At 55.4% G+C, this 18503-nt stretch carries 18 protein-coding genes and 1 riboswitch; of the genes, 6 read left to right on the forward strand and 12 right to left on the reverse strand.

Translation table 11 applies throughout. From position 1 onward, the window contains the following. Positions 1-10: 10 nt before the first annotated feature. From B9Z42_RS08065 to B9Z42_RS08085, 5 genes are read right to left on the reverse strand one after another with little or no spacing between them, the layout of a single operon-like run. A complete protein-coding gene (locus tag B9Z42_RS08065) occupies positions 11-784 on the reverse strand; it encodes an ABC transporter ATP-binding protein (protein ID WP_100132860.1) in 774 nt (257 codons plus the stop codon). Next, on the reverse strand, positions 784-1794 hold the full coding sequence (locus B9Z42_RS08070; RefSeq protein ID WP_199172006.1) for an iron ABC transporter permease: 1011 nt from the start codon (positions 1792-1794) through the stop codon (positions 784-786). Before B9Z42_RS08070 ends, B9Z42_RS08065 begins: the two co-directional genes overlap by 1 nt. Beyond that, positions 1791-2696: an ABC transporter substrate-binding protein gene (locus tag B9Z42_RS08075; RefSeq protein ID WP_233203572.1), complete on the reverse strand. Its 906-nt coding sequence runs from the start codon at positions 2694-2696 to the stop codon at positions 1791-1793. Before B9Z42_RS08075 ends, B9Z42_RS08070 begins: the two co-directional genes overlap by 4 nt. 40 nt (positions 2697-2736) lie before the next feature. Continuing rightward, entirely contained in the window at positions 2737-3543 is an 807-nt protein-coding gene (locus B9Z42_RS08080) for an ABC transporter substrate-binding protein (RefSeq protein ID WP_100132862.1), read from the reverse strand. 8 nt (positions 3544-3551) lie between these two features. Next, a complete protein-coding gene (locus B9Z42_RS08085) occupies positions 3552-5504 on the reverse strand; it encodes a TonB-dependent receptor domain-containing protein (RefSeq protein WP_143474056.1) in 1953 nt (650 codons plus the stop codon). Positions 5505-5578: 74 nt separating this feature from the next. Next, a riboswitch (cobalamin riboswitch) is annotated at positions 5579-5823 on the reverse strand. Positions 5824-5858: 35 nt separating this feature from the next. Here B9Z42_RS08085 and B9Z42_RS08095 point away from each other — a divergent pair. The 3 genes from B9Z42_RS08095 (at position 5859) to B9Z42_RS08105 (ending at position 7425) form a co-directional block, all read left to right on the forward strand. Then, entirely contained in the window at positions 5859-6080 is a 222-nt protein-coding gene (locus B9Z42_RS08095; protein ID WP_100132863.1) for a DUF904 domain-containing protein, read from the forward strand. Continuing rightward, positions 6077-6382: a cell division protein ZapA gene (locus B9Z42_RS08100; RefSeq protein WP_100132864.1), complete on the forward strand. Its 306-nt coding sequence runs from the start codon at positions 6077-6079 to the stop codon at positions 6380-6382. The genes B9Z42_RS08095 and B9Z42_RS08100 overlap by 4 nt, the downstream gene beginning before the upstream one ends. Positions 6383-6609: 227 nt before the next feature. After that, positions 6610-7425, forward strand: a complete 816-nt coding sequence (locus B9Z42_RS08105; RefSeq protein WP_100132865.1) for a sulfite exporter TauE/SafE family protein — start codon at positions 6610-6612, stop codon at positions 7423-7425. A gap of 39 nt (positions 7426-7464) precedes the next feature. Here B9Z42_RS08105 and B9Z42_RS08110 read toward each other — a convergent pair whose 3' ends face one another. Beyond that, entirely contained in the window at positions 7465-8442 is a 978-nt protein-coding gene (locus B9Z42_RS08110; protein ID WP_100132866.1) for a tripartite tricarboxylate transporter substrate binding protein, read from the reverse strand. An 18-nt stretch (positions 8443-8460) separates the two neighbouring features. Next, entirely contained in the window at positions 8461-9675 is a 1215-nt protein-coding gene (locus B9Z42_RS08115) for an alanine--glyoxylate aminotransferase family protein (RefSeq protein ID WP_100132867.1), read from the reverse strand. A 126-nt stretch (positions 9676-9801) separates the two neighbouring features. Between B9Z42_RS08115 and B9Z42_RS08120 the strand changes: the two genes are divergently transcribed. Further along, positions 9802-10509: a GntR family transcriptional regulator gene (locus tag B9Z42_RS08120; RefSeq protein WP_100132868.1), complete on the forward strand. Its 708-nt coding sequence runs from the start codon at positions 9802-9804 to the stop codon at positions 10507-10509. Between the two features lie 2 nt (positions 10510-10511). Continuing rightward, complete coding sequence (locus tag B9Z42_RS08125; protein WP_100132869.1) at positions 10512-13583, forward strand: FAD-binding and (Fe-S)-binding domain-containing protein; 3072 nt, start codon at positions 10512-10514, stop codon at positions 13581-13583. A 9-nt stretch (positions 13584-13592) separates the two neighbouring features. Here the strand turns inward: B9Z42_RS08125 and B9Z42_RS08130 are convergent, their stop codons facing one another. Then, positions 13593-14321, reverse strand: a complete 729-nt coding sequence (locus tag B9Z42_RS08130; protein ID WP_369806860.1) for a sulfite exporter TauE/SafE family protein — start codon at positions 14319-14321, stop codon at positions 13593-13595. Further along, a complete protein-coding gene (gene hemN, locus B9Z42_RS08135) occupies positions 14321-15739 on the reverse strand; it encodes an oxygen-independent coproporphyrinogen III oxidase (protein WP_100132870.1) in 1419 nt (472 codons plus the stop codon). Before hemN ends, B9Z42_RS08130 begins: the two co-directional genes overlap by 1 nt. A gap of 89 nt (positions 15740-15828) precedes the next feature. Here hemN and B9Z42_RS08140 point away from each other — a divergent pair, with 89 nt between their 5' ends. After that, positions 15829-16554, forward strand: coding sequence for a helix-turn-helix domain-containing protein (locus B9Z42_RS08140; RefSeq protein WP_100132871.1), 726 nt, complete (start codon positions 15829-15831; stop codon positions 16552-16554). A 14-nt stretch (positions 16555-16568) separates the two neighbouring features. Here the strand turns inward: B9Z42_RS08140 and B9Z42_RS08145 are convergent, their stop codons facing one another. The 3 genes from B9Z42_RS08145 to ccoG are packed head-to-tail and all read right to left on the reverse strand — an operon-like array spanning position 16569 to position 18502. Beyond that, positions 16569-16805 carry a hypothetical protein gene (locus B9Z42_RS08145; RefSeq protein WP_100132872.1) on the reverse strand — a complete coding sequence of 79 codons (237 nt, stop codon included), beginning with the start codon at positions 16803-16805 and terminating at the stop codon, positions 16569-16571. Between the two features lie 57 nt (positions 16806-16862). Next, complete coding sequence (locus tag B9Z42_RS08150) at positions 16863-17123, reverse strand: FixH family protein (RefSeq protein WP_100132873.1); 261 nt, start codon at positions 17121-17123, stop codon at positions 16863-16865. An 8-nt stretch (positions 17124-17131) separates the two neighbouring features. Further along, complete coding sequence (gene ccoG / locus B9Z42_RS08155) at positions 17132-18502, reverse strand: cytochrome c oxidase accessory protein CcoG (protein WP_100133053.1); 1371 nt, start codon at positions 18500-18502, stop codon at positions 17132-17134. Between the last annotated feature and the right edge of the window lies 1 nt (position 18503).

Raw genomic sequence — 18503 nt, forward strand, 5'->3', positions numbered from 1 at the left:
CTTGAGAATTTTAAAACTTGGGCACAGCCACCCACTGGCCATCCAACGCATGGATCGCAATACGCTTGCCAAACACCGCTTCAACAGCGCGGTGTGTGACGGCGTCGGCACATGGGCCTTGGTGCACCACGCGGCCCGCTTGCATGACCACCAAGTCGTCCGCATGCAAGGCCATGCCCACTTCGTGCAGCACGCTCACGACCGTGGTGTTTTGCGAGGTGAGGCAGCGCACTTGCTCTAGCCAATCCACTTGATGCGGGGGGTCCAGGTTGGCCAAAGGCTCGTCCATCAACATGACTTGCGCTTGCACGGCCATGGCACGAGCCAGCAGCACACGTTGGCATTCGCCACCCGACAGCTGACCCAACGAGCGCTCGCGCCAATCCCAAGCGCCTGTGGCTTGCAAGGCCGTTTCGACCACCGCATGATCTTTAGCGCTGGGCGCAGCCAGCCAGTCTTGATGCGGCATGCGCCCCAGCATGACCACATCCCACACGCGCAAGTCGTCGGATGCCGATTCGTTTTGACCCAACCACGACAGCTGCTGCGCGCGCTGCTTGCGGTCCATCGCCATCAACGTTTGGTCAAACAAAAAGATGCTGCCAGTGACAGGCAGCAAGCCTGCCATGGCTTTGAGCAAGGTGGATTTACCCGCGCCGTTGGGGCCCACAATGCTGCTCCAACGCCCTGCGGTCAACGACAGATCAATCCCGTGCAAGACCTCATGACCGGCAAGAGACACATGCACATCCATCAAGCGCAAAGCAAACGACGACGTACTCATCAAGCCGCCCTTGATGTTTGACTGCGGTACATGAGCCACAACAAATAGCCGCCACCCAACACCGCCGTCAGCACCCCCACAGGCATCTCTTGTGGCGACAGCAACAGGCGGGCCAGCAAGTCGGCGGCGAGCAGCAGTAAGCCGCCCATCAAGGCAGACAACACCACGATCCAATTGTGTTGGCTCTTCACCACGGAGCGCACCAAGTGCGGTGCAGCCAAGCCGACAAATGCGACCAAGCCCGTTTGCGCCACCGCCGTGCCCGTTGCCAACGCCAACACACACACCAACGCGACACGCATGGGGATAAGCGGCAACCCCAAGCTCAAGGCCGTGGATTCACCCAAACTCAAGGCATCGAGCACACGGCTCAACGTGAAAGCCAACACCAAGCACACCAGCAACACACCGAGCATCAGCACACAAGCGTTCCAACCAATGAAGCTAGTGGAGCCCAACAAAAAACCCTGCATGCCTTGCAACACATCGGGGCGCATGAGGGTGATCAACGAAGCCACCGCACCGAACACCACCCCCACAATCACGCCCGCCAACAACAAGCGCAAGGTGTGCTGCACACCACGCGCCAGCACCAACGTGAGCAACACAGCCAAGACCGCCCCCACAAACGCGGCACCCGTCAAGCCCAAACGCACCACAAACTCAGCCGCAAACGGATGACCCCCAAACAACGCAAGCGCGACGGCCACACCCAGCGATGCGCCTGATGCACTCCCTAACAAATAAGGGTCAGCCAACGGGTTACGAAACAACCCCTGCGCCAACGCCCCCGCCAAGCCCAGCAACGCCCCAGCCGCGCAAGCGCCCAAGCTACGCGGCAAACGAATGTCCCACACGATTTGCCAAGCGGTGTCGTCGTTGAAAGCACTGAGCCAACTCTCGACACCTGTGGTGCCCACGGCAGTGCCCAGTGCAATACCCAATGCACAGAACACCAACAGGCTCAAGGCCACGGCCAGCGAAGAGGAGCGCGCGCCTGGGTCCGTCATGGCGCTCCTTTGGTTTTGTCGACGGCCTCGGCTTTGTTGGCTTGCGCTTTCTCAGTCAAACATTTGGCCATCAAGCGTGCCGCCTCAGCCATGCGCGGACCTGCACGCACCAACACATCTGACTCTTCAGATTTGAAATGGCACACACGTTGCGTCCGCATTGCCCGCATGTTTTGCCAACCCGGCCGTGTGGCCATGTCTGCAAAGTTGCTGTCGCCCACCATGATGATGTCGGGCTGAGCGCGCACCACAAACTCCGGATTGATTTGAGGAAAAGGGCCCAACGATGCGGGCAAGATGTTGCCCGCGCCCAGCCGCTGCAAGGTTTCGCCAATGAACGACGACTCGCTGGCGCCATACGGCGCGCGGTTGACTTCAAAGTACACACGCTGGCCTTTGGCTTGCACAGGAATCGATTGCGCGGCGGCATTCACAGCCGCGTCGATGTGACGCCACGCGCGATCACTCTCTTGTACAGGCACAGCCAGCGCTTGGGCCACGATACGCATCACACGCTGCACATCGGCATGCGAGCGTGGCTCAAGCGCCAGCACCGTCAAGCCCAAAGCGGTAAAGCGTTCTGCACCTCGCGCTGAGGTGGCCATCAGCACCAAATCAGGTTTGGCCGCCACCACGCTTTCGATGTTCGGGTCAATTCCGCCACCCATCCGAGGCAGCTTGGCGATGCTCTCTGGCCAGTTGGAGTAACGGTCCACACCCACCAGCTTTTGGCATTGCCCCAAAGCGCACACCGTCTCGGTGAGCGAAGGCAACAGGCTGACGACGCGTTGTGGGACTTGGGTGATGGTCACGTCCACTTGACGGTCATCACGCAACACAACGGCCTGCGCAGGATTGGCGAAACTGTTGATCACAACGAAGCACGCCCACATATGCAACATAACAAACCGTTGCCGAGTCATGCTTAGCTTCATCATGCCTCTACGCATAGGAGGACTCCCAACGCTTGACGATTTGGTGCAGCTGCGCCACACCATCGGTCAAGGCCGCAGGCCCAGGCTGCAAGATGTCGGCCGACTTGATTTCAAAAATCTGCTTATTCCGCACAGCAGGCACGTCTTGCCAACCTGCGCGTGCTGCTGCTTTTTCTGGGCGAAACTTCTTGCCACACAACGAGCCAATGATGATGTCGGGTGCACGGTCCACGATGGTTTGACCACTGGCAATGATGCGGTCTTTACCCATGGGCATTTGTGCCAACTCAGGAAAACAATCGTCACCACCCGCTATGCCAATCAGCTCAGACACCCAACGTATCGCGCTGAAGTGTGGCTCATCCCACTCTTCAAAATACACCTTGGGGCGGCGCTTGAAGGTGGCGGCTGTCTTTTGTATGTCGTCCAACTGTGCACGCATGTGCTGCAAACGCTGCAAGCCTTGCTCGGCTTGCCCCACCATCGCCGCCACTTGGTAGAGCATTGAAAAAATCTCATCCACACTGCGCTGGTTGAACACCGTGACTTGCACACCCGCACGAATCAGCAAGGCCGCAATGTCAGCCTGCAAATCAGAAAAACCAAACACGCAATCGGGCTTGAGTGCCAAGATCTTGTCAATCTTGGCGCTCAAGAACGCGCTGACTTTGGGCTTCTCGTCACGCGCACGACGCGGGCGCACGGTGTAACCCGAGATCCCCACAATGCGCGCCTCTTCCCCCAGCAGGTAGAGCCACTCTGTCGTTTCCTCGGTAAGGCAGACGATGCGAGAAGGAAGATGTGAAGCCAGCATTCAGACTTTTACTTATAGCTATAACGCAACGTCAAATAGCCACTGCGACCGGGCGTTGCATATGGCGTTCCAAAAGATGTTGCTAAGGTGTATTTTTTATCGAGCACGTTATCAACTCTAGCAAGCAATGACCAATTGGCATCTATTTTGTACAAATCCGAAACATTCAAAACGCCATAGCCAGCTAAGGTGTTCTGTCCACTGCTGTCTAGACGCTCAGAAGCAAGTTGCAACATAGCGGAGACTTTATGACTTTTGATTTCCTTAGACAAAGTAAGTGCAGCGCTGCTCTTCGGGCGACGATCTAATTGCAAGCCTGTTTCTTGATTGATCGCTAAAAGACGGGTGTATTGCGCCGCAACAAACCAATCAGCAATACGTTGTCTAACACCTGTTTCAAGGCCGCGGATTGTGACTTGATTGACATTTACAGGCTGGTAATAAGAACCATAGGCGTCACCAACGCCTTGCTCCGTACTTTTCCAAGAAATCAAGTCTGAAATTTTTGTCTCAAAGTAATTCAAGCTCAATGCATACCCATCGACATATCGCATGCCGATTTCTGCCGTTTTTGATTTCTCAGGTTTAAGGCTTGCGTTTCCAACAGTGTCGTACACACAGGGTGTTCGCGATCCCCAGCTTGTCATCACCGTCGGTCCACAAGTACCGGCTGAAGAACTTAAAGAGTTACCAAAATCGTCTGTATTAGGCTCAGCTGAGTGGGGCCAATATAAATCGTTGGCAGTTGGCGCTTTAAAAGCCGTGCCATAGGAAGACATCACCTGCAACTTAGAGTTGATTTTTTTACCCGCTGCGGCATTGAAGGTGGACTGATTTCCATAAACGTTATGGTGATCACTGCGTCCACCTAATTGCCAATCAACATCTTGCCACTTGGTCGCATACTGACCAAAAATAGCATTCGTGACCAACTCTTTTTGGACGTTATTAGCCGCATTCCAATAATCCAACTTAACTACTTTATCGACCCACGTATCAGCACCTAAAGTCAGTACACCACTGGACATCGTGAACAAGTTTTGCCACGACAAGGCTGTTCTATCTGTACTGAACTCACCTGGAGGGTAGCCCTTAGGAACGGTCAGATTTACACCAAACGAACTAAGTTGCAATGTCTGGTGCCAGCTATCAGTTGTCGCATGATCAACACGCGCAAAGCCACTGTAGTTTCGAGAAAAATTAAGACCATATTCGTCTTCGTTATTACCTTCGCCATAACTCAAACCGAATTGCAAACGCGTGTCACGATCAAATTTGCGATTCAGAGTTCCGTCAATATATTTTTGACGCGAACCAAATCGATTGGGTTTAGTCAAAATAGTTTGCATACCATCGATGGATTTAGTACCCATACGAAGACCATAGACCCACTCACCACCACCACCTATAGACACATCCGTTTGACGTGTTCCATAGGAACCGATAGTTTGAGCAATGGACACACCTGACTGTGGTGTGCGTGTAAATATCTGAATCACACCACCTACGGCATCTGAGCCATAAAGACTGGCTAATGGACCTCGAACGACTTCAATCTTTTCAATTTGTTCAGGCAAAAAAGAATTCCAGTCGAACTCTCCAGTTCCTGCAGCAGAGACACGTACACCATTTACAAGAACAAGCAGCTGATTTGTCGTTGTTCCACGCATGTAAACACTGGTCGCCTTGCCTGCTCCACCACTTCGTGCTGTTTGGACGCCTGGCAAACCGGCCAACAAATCCATGATGGATTGGGCGCCACTTTCTTCAATTTGTTGTCGTGTGATCACACTGACAGATTGGAAAACTTGATCTGCCGTTACCTCTCGGCGGTTGGTTGTAACAACCACTTCTGGATCACTGGAATATTGAGATTGAGCCAGCGCCGTCAAGCTTGCCAAAGACAACGCAGAAAGCGCAGGCACAAACGCGCGCGCGCGGAGACGAATAGATTTCTTCATGATTTGAATACCAACTTTTTTGCCCTCACCGCCTTCCCCGACAGTGCTTGAGCGATCAGGCGGCGCATTTTTAGGCGCACCGCCACCTTGTTGGCCGGTATCCGGGCTGGCGGAGACGACCTCTGTCGCCTTCCCAAGCGCTTGTTCAAGGCGCTCAGTGGCATGTGTGACAGAAGCTGAGCCGAAAGGCTCGTCCGCTTGACCGTTGCGGGGGCAGCGCAGGTTGGGAGTTGTCGAGTTGGTCGACGCGACCTTCCTGCTTCCCGTTGAACTGCAGCATGTGAACCACGCTGCGAGCACCAACATTTGAAATTTTAGCGGCTAACCTTTCAGCCACCTTAAAATGCGGAGGTCATGCCAAACACACCCCTGATCGATCAAATCACCGAACGCGTGGAGCGTTTGCTGCTGCGTCACGAAGAACTCATGCGCACCAACGCCTTGCTGAGTGCACAAATGCAAGAACTCACGCACGAACGCGATCTGCTGAAGTCGCGACTGAGCGCAGCTCGTCATCGCATTGATGCCTTGATTGAGCGGTTGCCGCAAAACGCGGCTGAGAAAGACAAAGCATGAAGCAAATTGAAGTTCAAATCATGGGTCAAGGCTACGTGTTGGGCTGCCCCGAGGGCGGCGAGACACGTTTGGGTCAAGCAGTCAACAAAGTCGATGAGGCCATGTGCAAGATTCGCGATGCTGGCAAGATCAAAGCGCGTGACCGCATTGCTGTACTCGCCGCCCTGAATTTAGCGTTTGACTTGACCGACCGCCCCAGTTCGGTGCTTTCTGCGGTCGATCAAAGTACATCCACTGTACAAATGCAGGCCCTTCTGCAGCGACTCGACAACGTGCTCGCCAGCGACAACCAATTGCTCTAAAGCACGCCTACAATGGCTCGGTCTGCAAGTCCTTGGGGCTTTATATTTCCTTGAACCAATGCTCATACGAGCCCGGGCTTGGAACATCGTTTGGTGAGCGTGATCGTCTCGCGTCAGATGAACCCAACGTCAAACTGACCTCGCCCACCTGAACCCCCGGTTCAGGATGACGGCCCTGAGGCCCTTGCAGACACCTTCTTTCTTTTGTCTTAAGGCGTCGCCCTCTCATGGACCTCCAACCCCAACTGATTCTTGAACTCGCCGCATTAGGCATTTGCACAGGTTTTCTGGCCGGTCTATTGGGCATAGGCGGCGGCATGGTGATGGTGCCATTCATCACCATCATGTTGTCCCATCGCGGTGTGGATGCCAACTTGGCCGTCAAAATGGCGATCGCCACCTCGATGGCCACCATCATATTCACGTCCATTTCCAGCGTACGCGCCCATCACAAACGTGGCGCCGTGCGTTGGGATTTGGTCAAAGGTTTGGCGCCTGGCATCGTCTTGGGCAGCATGATCGGCAGCTTGGGTGTGTTCGCCCTGCTCAAAGGCTCTTACTTGGCGATCTTCTTCGGCTTGTTTGTCGGGTTCTCAGCCACACAAATGTTTTTGGACAAAAAACCCGCGCCCACACGTCAAGTTCCCGGCCCTGCCGGTTTGGCAGGTGCTGGCGGTGCCATTGGATTTTTATCAGGCTTGGTCGGCGCAGGTGGCGGCTTTATCAGCGTCCCCTTCATGGCATGGTGCAACGTAGCAATCCACAACGCAGTGGCGACCAGCTCTGCCTTGGGCTTTCCGATTGCGCTGGCCAACGTCTTGGGCTACGTGATCAGCGGTAGCTCGGTGGAGGGCTTGCCCGCTGACGCGTTTGGTTATATCTGGGTACCTGCGCTGGCTGTGATCGCGCTGTGCAGCGTGTTCACTGCACCTTTGGGCGCCAAAGCTGCCCACAATTTGCCGGTCAAACAGCTCAAGCGTGTCTTTGCCATCGTGTTGTATCTGCTGGCCGCCTACATGCTTTACAAAGGCTTGACGAGTTGAGCCGACAAGGCCCTAGCTCAGGGCCTTGAAGAGGGGCCGTTAAGCGTCCGCTTGGACTTTGGCGTCTTTCACCACTTTGGCCCATTTCTGGGTTTCGTTGCGGATAAATTCGGCAAAGCGTTCAGGTGTACCGCCGCCATCTTCGGCGCCATATTGGTCAAATTTTTCGATCACATCAGGCATGGCCATGACGCGGTTCATGTCTTCGTTGATACGCTTTACGAAGGCAGGGTTCATTTTGGCGGGGCCCACCAAGCCATACCACGTGGTGGCATCAAAGCCTGCAAACCCTTGTTCGTCCATGGTCGGCACGCTAGGATGACCTTTGGCGCGTTTGGGTCGGGTTTGCGCCAGCGCAATGGCTTTGCCGCTTTTCACGTGCGGCGTGGCGGAGGTCATGGTTTCAAAACAATATTGCACTTGACCGCCGATGAGGTCGGTCAACGCAGGGCCTGAACCTTTGTAGGGCACATGCAGCGCGTCGATGCCAGCACGCAGCTTGAACATCTCCAACGCCAAATGCTGCGCTGAGCCACCCCCCGCCGATGCAAAGCTGATCTTGCCTGGATTTTGTTTACACAAGGCCACCAAGTCTTTCACTGTTTTGGCCGGTTGGTTTTCGTTACAAATCAACAAATTGGGCGTGACGCCCACCAAACCAATGGGTGTGAAGTCGCGTTCCACGTTGTAGGCCAACTTAGGCTGCAAACTGGGGGCTAGCGCGTGACTGTTAATGTGCGCCATCAACAAGGTATTGCCATCCGCCGGTTGCTTCGCCACATGGTCCGCAGCAATCACACCGGCGGCTCCTGCTTTGTTGTCAATCACGATGGTCACGCCCCACATCGCTTGCAGCTTTTGCGCCAGCACACGGGCCAAGGCATCGGTTCCGCCACCCGGTGGAAAACCCACCACGATGCGAATGGGACCTGCAGGCAGTGTTTGCGCCTGAATCATGGGCGCGGCCAACGTCACGGCTGTGGCGGCACTGGCTTGAAGTAGCGTTCTGCGTTTCATGCTGTCTCCTCTGTGTTTTTAAGACCTGACCAACGGGGGCACAGGGTGTGCCGAGAAAAAATCCATGGCGGCTTGCACGCCCGAATCTGCCAATTTCACGCCACTTAGTTTGAGGCCCATTTCGCACGCGGAAAGCGCGGCGATCAAGGTCAAATCATTGCAATCGCCCAAATGGCCGATACGGAACATGCGGCCTTTGACCTTGCCCAAGCCGGTGCCCAGTGAGCAATCAAAGCGCTCGTAAATCACCTTGCGCACAGCGTCAGCATCAATGCCTTCTGGCGTCATCACACCTGTCAAGATAGGGGAATACACCTTGGCATCGGCACATTGAATCGGCAAGCCCCACGCGTTCACCGCAGAACGCACACCCTCGCCCCATCTCAGATGGCGTTTGAACACCACGTCCAAACCTTGACCCAAAATCATGTCGCAAGCTTCACTCAAACCATACATCAAGTTGGTATTGGGCGTAGATGGGTAATAACCCGTTTTGTTGATCTCCAGCATCTCGTCCCAGGCCCAAAACGATTTTGGGAGCGTGGCCTGTTTGCTGGCTTCAATGGCTTTGGGTGACAAGGCGTTGAAGCCAATGCCAGGCGGCAGCATCAACCCTTTTTGCGAGCCGCTGATCGTCACATCCACCCGCCATTCATCGTGGCGATAGTCGGCTGAGGCCAAGCCTGAAATGGTGTCGACCAACAACAGAGCCGGATGCTTGGCGTTGTCGATGGCGCGGCGCACCGCGGGGATATCGCTGGTCACGCCCGTCGACGTTTCGTTGTGCACCACACACACGGCTTTGATGCTGTGGGAGGTATCGCCCTTAAGGCGCTGCTCGATCATGTCGGCGTTCACTCCATGGCGCCAGCCCTCAACCCCAGGCAGTCCAAGCACTTCGGTCTTGATGCCCAAGCGGGTTGCCAACTTGTTCCACAAAAATGCGAAATGTCCGGTTTCATACATCAGCACATGGTCGCCCGGGCTCAAGGTGTTCACCAAAGCCGCTTCCCAAGCGCCGGTGCCCGACGAGGGATAAATCATGACCGGGTGCTTGGTTTTGAAAATCTTTTGCATGTCAGCCATGAGCTTTAAACCCAACGCCGCAAATTCAGGACCGCGGTGGTCGATGGTGGGCAAGCTCATGGCCCGCAAGATGCGGTCGGGCACAGGCGACGGCCCGGGAATTTGCAAAAAGTGGCGGCCAGTGGGGTGAAAGTCTAAATTGAGCATGCGCGTTGTTCTCCTGAAGATTGACTATTTTTTGCATACAAAATTCATTTTGCAACTATCGAATACCCTAAATATCTTTTAAATTCATCGATTGACCCTCTTTCTTTTTGCATACAAAATAAACCCATGACCGCAGAAATCTTGTCCATCCCCCGTGCTGCCTTGCACAACCAAGTGACCCACCGGTTGCGACAAATGTTGGTAGAGAACCAAATCGCGCCGGGCGCCAAGCTCAACGAACGCACGTTGTGCGAGGCCTTGAACATTTCTCGCACCCCTTTGCGCGAAGCCATCAAAGCCTTGGCGGCTGAGGGACTGGTCGAGTTGTTGCCCAACCGTGGCGCAGTGGCTGTGGCCTTGACGGAGGCCGATGTGCGCAACACCTTTGAGGTGATGGCAGGCTTAGAAAGCCAATCTGGCATGCTGGCAGCCCAGCGCATCACCGACACAGAGCTGAACGAAATTCGTGCGCTGCATTTGGAAATGATGGCGGCGCATGTGCGCCGTGACCTCTCCACCTATTACCGACTCAACGCCGTCATTCACCGCGCCATCAATGCGGCGGCCAAAAACCCAGTGCTCTCCAGCACCTACGACCAAGTTAACGCTCGGTTGCAGGCCTTGCGCTTTCGTTCCAACCAAGACGAAGACAAATGGAACAAGGCCATGGCCGAGCACACCCAAATGATCGACGCCCTGCAAGCCCGCGATGCACCAGCGCTGCGCGATGTGCTGCTCAAACACCTAGAAAACAAACGCGACGTGGTGATCGCCCAACTACTCGCCCAACAAACCAACGCCACCGTCACCACTAAACAGACACGCAAGGCCTGACCATGAACGCACCTCTGCCCCGCCACATCACCGACACACCCGCCAACACCTACGAACGCGTGGCCACTGGCAGCAACGAAGTTGCAGGCAAACTGGCCGCGCGGTTGCGGGCTGAAACCCAAGGCGAGGTGCTGTTCTCAGCTGCCGACCGAGGCCGATACGCCACCGATGCGTCGATTTACCAAATCACACCGGTGGGTGTGTTTGTGCCACGGCATGCACACGAAGTGCCCGTCGCGCTGCAGATTTGCCGCGACTTAGGCGTACCCATCGTGCCGCGCGGCGGCGGCACCAGCCAATGCGGCCAAACCACCGGCGCAGGTTTGGTGATTGACCACAGCAAACACATTCGCAACGTGATTCAGCACGACGTTGATGCGCGCACTGTCGAGGTCGAACCCGGCATGGTGCTGGACCACTTGAATGCCCAACTCAAAGCTCACGGTGTGTGGTTTCCAGTGGATGTATCCACCAGCGCCCAAGCCACCTTGGGCGGAATGGCGGGCAACAACTCGTGTGGCAGCCGCTCGATTGCCTACGGCAACATGGTGCACAACGTGGTGGGGGCCAACGCATGGCTGAGCAGCGGCGAATTGCTGCAGTTTGGGGCCTACGGCGCAAGCAGCGGACGTGCTTTGCAAATAGGCGATTTCGTCAAACACTTGGCACAAGGATTAACACCGGAGCTGGAAGCCCACTGGCCCAAAGTGATGCGCCGCGTCGCAGGCTACAACCTCGATATTTTCAACAACCAAAACGAGCGCCCTTACACCAGTGACGGCTCCGTGAACTTGGCGCACTTGCTGATTGGCAGCGAAGGCACGCTGGGCTTGACCCAATCCCTCACGCTTAAGCTGAGCGACTTGCCGCGCGCCAAGGTCTTGGGCGTGGTGAACTTTGACAGCTTTTACAAAGCCATGGACGCCGCCCAGCACATCGTCAAGCTGGGCGACGGCACGCTCACAGCGGTCGAGTTGGTCGACCGCACCATGATCGACCTGTCGCTGCAAAACCCAGCGTTCGCCCCCACCATTCGCACCGCCTTGATTGGCGAGCCAGAGGCTGTGCTTCTGGTCGAATTTGCAGGCGCCAACAAAGACATGCTCAAGCCCAAAATGCGCCAACTGGTAGAGCTGATGGGAGACCTCGGCTTGCCCGGCAGCGTGGTGGAAATGATCGACGACGCACCCCAAAAAAACCTGTGGGAAGTGCGCAAGGCCGGCCTCAACATCATGATGAGCCTCAAAGGCGACGGCAAGCCGGTGAGCTTCATCGAAGACTGCGCGGTACCCCTCGAAAGCTTGGCCGAGTACACCGACGAGCTGACCCAAGTGTTCAAGCGCCATGGCACCAAAGGCACGTGGTACGCCCACGCCTCGGTGGGCACCTTGCATGTGCGTCCAATTTTGGACATGCGACGCAACGGCGCCGCCAAGATGCGCGAAATCGCTGACGAAGCCAGCGCCTTGGTGCGCAAATACAAAGGCGCTTACAGCGGCGAGCACGGCGATGGCTTGTGTCGCGGTGAATGGATTGAGTGGCAGTTCGGACCCAAAATCAACGAGGCCTTCACGCAAATCAAACAACACTTGGACCCGTTGAATTTGTTGTCACCGCAACGCATCGTCAACCCACCCAAGATGGACGACACCTCGCTGATGCGTTTTGGCAATGACTACAAAGTCATCCCGATTCAAACGGCTTTGGACTGGCGTGCGTGGGACGTGCAAAACGACCCCGCCACCGAGCTCACCACCGCCCCCGGCACCGGCGGCGACGCCGCCCAAGGCTTCGCTAAAGCCGTGGAGATGTGCAACAACAACGGCACATGCCGCAAATTTGACGCAGGCACCATGTGCCCCAGCTACCGCGTCACCCGCGACGAAAAACACCTCACACGTGGTCGCGCCAACACCCTGCGCTTGGCCTTGAGCGGCCAGCTCGGCGCTGAGGGCCTGAGCAACCCTGAATTGATGGAAGCCATGGACTTGTGCGTGGGCTGCAAAGGCTGCAAGCGCGATTGCCCGACAGGCGTAGACATGGCCCGCATGAAAGTAGAGACCCTGCACCATTACAAAGCGAAGCATGGCTTCACCCTCAAAGACCGCCTGATTGCCTACCTGCCTCGCTACGCGCAACACGCCGCACGTTGGTCAGGCCTGCTGAATTTGCGCAACAAAATTCCGCTGCTGGCTCAGCTGGCCGAACGCCTCACAGGCTTGTCTGCACAACGCAGCTGGCCCACTTGGCAGGGCCAACATTTCTTTAACCAAGGCACACAGGGCGTGTCAAAAGAAGCTGTGTTGAGCGCCAGCAAACCCGTGGTGCTGTTTGTTGACACCTTCAATGGCTACTTTGAATCGAGCAACGCCCACGCCGCCCTGCGTGTGTTGCAAGCGGCAGGCTACAGCGTGCATGTGGCGTCGAAAAACGAGCGCGGTCACGATGCGGACGCCGGACACTTGTGTTGTGGTCGCACCTTCTTGGCCAACGGCATGGTGGACAAAGCGCGTGAACACGCCCGTGAGCTGATTGACACCTTGCTGCCTTTTGCCAAACGCAACATTGCCATCGTGGGCTTGGAGCCCTCTTGCTTGCTGACGCTGCGTGATGAGGCACTTGTATTGGGCTTGGGCGACAGCGCACACCGCGTGAGCGAACAAGCGCTTTTACTAGAAGAGTTCTTGGCACGCGAAGCCAAAGCGGGCGCGTTGGATGAACTCAAGACGCACCTCAAGCCTGCCGTCAAAGCCATCTTGCTACACGGCCACTGCCATCAAAAAGCCTTTGGCTTGATGCCGCCCGTGCTGGATGTGATTCGCCTTATCCCCAACGCAGCCCCTGAGCTGATTGAAAGTAGCTGCTGCGGCATGGCCGGTAGCTTTGGCTATGAGGCCTCGCACTTAGAGGTGTCGATGCAAATGGCCGAGCTGAGTTTGTTGCCCGCAGTACGTGCCAAGCCTGATGCCATCGTGGTGGCAGACGGCACAAGTTGTCGCCACCAAATTGAAGACGGTGCCGCTCGCCAAGCCATTCACGTGGCTCAACTGTTGAGCGACCACCTGAAAAGTTAAGTCAGCAACTTATTGCGGAACCAAGCACCACGGTGCTTGGTACTCCACCAAGCCTATCCAAAGGGTCCAGCCAGAACTGGCCGCCAAAGCCAATCCTGCCAAGCGCACGCCCCATGCGCCACTGGATGCGCCAGCGACACCCGTGGGCTTGAACCCGCGCATGCGCAACCACAACCAAGGGCCCACCGTCAGCACGACGGCGCTGCCCAAGGCGAACAAGGCCATCACGCCTGCGCCCTCTAGAGGGCTGCTGCTCAATGCGGCCACCAGCAAGGCACCGTAAAGCAAACCGCAAGGCATCAAAGCCCACAAAAAACCCAAGACGACAGCGCCGCCGTTGCGCAGCTTGAGGTGCGCCGTCAGGCTCTGGACGCGGCGCCAAATGTTGCGCCCGATGCCGTCGAGCCACACGGGTTGCTCTGCGCGCCATAGCAAGAGCAAGCCCACCAAAAACGCAAACAAGTGCAACAGGGTCCACACTGGGCGAAACACGGCAGATTGCGTGCTGAGCCAGCCCACGCCTTGCATGGTGTATGCGGCCACTGCGCCCAACGTGCTGTAGCCCGCGATGCGGCCCAGTTGAAACAACAGCATGGCCGATGTGCCCTGCCCTGCGCCTTGCTTTTGTGCAGAACGGCCAATGCCCGCACAGACAGCACCACACATGGCCAAACAATGCGGGCCGCCCGCCAGTCCCATCAGCAAAGCGGTCAGGGCTAAAGTTGAATTCATCACCATCAGATGATTTTAGAGAACCTCGCGCGGTTGCGGTCTGTTTGCAAATATTGATCAAACACCATGGCGACGCCGCGCACAAAGAACCAACCCAACTCCGTCACCTGAATCCCCGTCGAATCTAGGGACACAAGCCCTTGCGTTTGCATATGCCGCAACGATTCCAGTTCTTGCGCAAAGTAGGGCTGAAAATCAATTAGATGCGCCAACTCGATGGACTCAAACAACACATGCCCTTGGCACATCAACGCCATGATGACCGACTGTCGCACCAAGTCATCGCGTGACATGGCCAAACCTCGCTCAACAGGCAAACGCCCTTGGTCAAGCAGGTCGTAATAAGCCTCTAAGGTTTTCACGTTTTGGCTGAAGGTGCTGCCCACACGGCCGATCGACGACACCCCCAACGCCACCAAATCACAATCGGGTTGTGTGCTGTAGCCTTGAAAGTTTCGGTGCAAACGTCCTTGACGCTTAGCCACCGCCAGCGCGTCCGTGGACAGCGCAAAGTGATCCATGCCGACATAGACATAGCCTGCGGCCATCAACACGCGCATGGCACTGGCCAACATCGCCAACTTAGAGCTGGCGGGCGGCAAATCTTCTACATGAATGCGGCGCTGAGGCTTGAACCGCTCTGGCAAATGCGCATAGGCGTACAAGGCAATGCGATCGGGGTGCAGCTTCACGACCTGCGCCAAGGTGCGCTCAAAGGTCTCGGGACTTTGCATGGGCAGGCCATAAATCAAATCCACATTGATGGACTCAAAGCCAATCTTGCGGGACACTGCCACCAAATCAAACACCTGCGCCTCAGGCTGAATGCGGTGTACCGCTTTTTGCACGGCCGGCTCAAAGTCTTGCACGCCAAAACTCAAACGGTTAAACCCTAGCTCTGCCAGTCGTATCAAACGCTCTGGTGTGACGGTGCGTGGGTCAACCTCTATCGAATATTCACCACCCGGCGTGAACACAAAATTGCGACGCAGCATGGCCATCAAATCTTGCAATTCAACATCGCTCAAAAACGTGGGACTGCCACCGCCAAGATGCAATTGCGAGACGCTTTGCCCAACGCCCAGATGCGCAATATTGAGCTCGACCTCGCGCGTCACGTAGCGCAAATATTCGGCACCCCTTTCATGGTGTTTGGTGATGATTTTGTTGCACGCACAGTAGTAACACAGGGACTCACAAAACGGGATGTGAACATACAGCGACAACGGGTAAAGCTTGGAGCCCAAACCCACACGCCGCAGCGTCAGGGCTTGCACATAGTCGAGCTCGCCGAAGGCCTCTACAAACCGATCGGCCGTGGGATATGAGGTGTAGCGGGGGCCTGGCACGTCATAGCGCTGAAGCAATTCAGGACTGATCACAACAGGTGAAGGGTGTGCAGCCGACAAAAGGGAGGAGGACATAAGTTCACAGTCATATTTGGATCTCATAATGTGACTTGAATCTGCTTTTTTAGTTTTGACACAAGTCAAAAAACCGGTCTGTTTGAAGTATGAATCCTCACGCCATCAAAGTCGCCTGCTCCAGCTGCAACCTGCGTGAATTGTGTATGCCCGTCGGGCTCACTGATGCGGATATGCAGCGCATTGAAGAGGTGGTGGCCACACGCCGCAAAGTGCCCAAGGGCACACATTTGTTTCACAACGGCGAGCCATTCAACGCGCTCTACGCCATACGCACTGGATTTTTCAAAACTTGCGTGTCCTCCGAAGATGGACGCGATCAAGTCACAGGCTTTCAGATGGCAGGCGAAGTGATTGGGCTCGACGGCATCGTCAGCGACCGTCACACGTGCGATGCGGTTGCCTTAGAAGATGCCGAAGTCTGTGTGATGCCCTTCGACCGGATTGAAGAGCTGTCGCGGGAGGTGAACGCACTGCAGCACCATGTCCACAAAATCATGAGTCGAGAAATCGTACGCGAACACGGCGTGATCATGATGTTGGGCAGCATGCGTGCTGAAGAACGGTTGGCTGCATTCTTGTTGAATTTGGTGCAACGCTTGCATGCACGCGGCTTCTCGCAATCCGAGTTGATGCTGCGCATGACACGCGAAGAAATTGGCAGCTATCTTGGTCTCAAATTAGAGACGGTCAGCCGAACCTTTTCCAAGTTTGCGGATGACAAGATCATTGAAGTCAAGCAGCGCCATGTGCGTATCTTGAACACGGATGCGTTGAAAGCTTTGGTCAACCCGCCCACCTGCGGTCCACTCTGATCTAAAAAAATCACTCAACGGTTGACGTCAGAGGGTAATACCGACAACAAGGTGGTCAAGGCGCTCGATGCCGCTGTCACGGTCCAGAACACAAAAAACGAAAGGGTGTAAATGCCCTGTCTAGACATGTCAATCGGTTGTCCTGCCCAATGCAGGTCTGTGGGGTCGAGCAAAGCAAACACCAAGATTTCTAAAACACCCGCAAGCAAAAAGGCTGGCCAGAGAATCCACATCATTCGTTGTGCCAACATCACGTTCTCCAAAAAGATAAATTTTTGATCACTTGCTCACCTTGGGTGCTTTGAACATCAAGGCTTGGCAGACACAGGCGTGGCCGCATGGTTGCGGGTTTGCAGGGCAGGCGCAAGGGCTTTTTGCTCGGCCAAGGTCTTGTTGATCTCTAGACCCCGGCGGTAATAGTCTTGTGCAATCACAGGGTCTGGCACACGGATGGCAATCACCAAGGTCACAAATCCGGCGACCACCACGGCAGCGGGTCCTGCAATGATGAGCCAGACATGGCCGTACATCCACCAAGGCTGTGTATCGAGTTGTGTAGGTGAGGTCATAGCAACTTTCAGCGTGGCACGATGAACACAGATTTTTCAACCACCAGGTCGTCTGTCCCCACCGCTTGAATTTCAAACTGTATTTTGTGCGATCCGGCTTCGACAGAGCCGTAGGGAATGTCTGCGCGCAGCACCACCCAGCGGGCTTGTGCGGCATCGACCTTGACATCGGTTTCAGTCTCGATGCGGATATTTGGCAAACCACGAACAGACAAATGGTAGGTCTGCGCGCGCTCGGAGGCATTCATGATTTGCAAGCGATACACATTCTCCAAAGTGCCGACTTCTGTGATGCGCGAGAGTGTGGACCGGTCACGCACGACATCCACTTTGAACGGCGTGCGCAAACTCAAAGACACCAACACAAACGCAATCAAGCCCACCAAAAACAGGGCGTAGATCTGCACCCGCGGACGCAACATGCGCTGCCATATTTGCTTGGATGACCATTTTTGGCCCAGAGCATTTTGCGTGGCGAAGCGCACCAAGCCACGCTCAAAACCCATTTTGTCCATCACCGAATCACACACATCCGCGCAAGCGCCGCACGAAATGCATTCGTATTGCAAGCCATCACGAATGTCGATACCCGTCGGACAGACCTGAACACACAGGGTGCAATCGATACAAGCACCCAACTGGGGTTGAGTCAGTTCGACATGGCGAGCGCGAGAGCCTCGGGGTTCGCCGCGCGCACTGTCGTAAGTGACGATGAGCGTGTCATGGTCAAACATGGCGCTTTGAAAGCGGGCATAAGGGCACATGTATTTGCAAACCTGCTCGCGCATAAAGCCTGCATTGCCATAAGTCGCAAAGGCGTAGAAGAACACCCAGAACAACTCCCACGAACTCATGTGCGTGGTGAAAAACTCCATGGCTAAATCACGAATTGGTGTGAAATAACCCACGAAGGTGAAGCCTGTCCAGATCGACAAGACGATCCAGATCAAATGTTTGTACCACTTCTTCACCAATTTTTCGAGGGAGAAATCGGCGCCATCCAAACGTATGCGCGCAGAACGATCACCTTCAATTTTGCGTTCTATCCACAGAAAAATTTCGCTGTACACCGTTTGTGGGCAGGCAAAACCGCACCACAAACGCCCCGCCACCGCCGTGAATAAAAACAGCGACAGCGCTGAAATCACCAACAAGCCGGTCAGGTAAATAAAGTCTTGCGGGTACAAGACCAAGCCAAAAATGTAAAAACGGCGCGATGCCAAGTCAAACAAAACGGCTTGACGTGTGCCCCACTCCAGCCATGGCAAACCGTAAAACACCAGCTGCGTCAGCGCCACAAAAAACCAGCGCCACTTTGCGTACACACCTTGGACGGATCGGGGGTAGATTTTTTTGGCTGCCGCATAAAGCGACACCATC

Origin of the sequence: Limnohabitans sp. B9-3 (assembly GCF_002778325.1) — a bacterium.
Lineage (GTDB): Bacteria > Pseudomonadota > Gammaproteobacteria > Burkholderiales > Burkholderiaceae_C > Limnohabitans > Limnohabitans kasalickyi.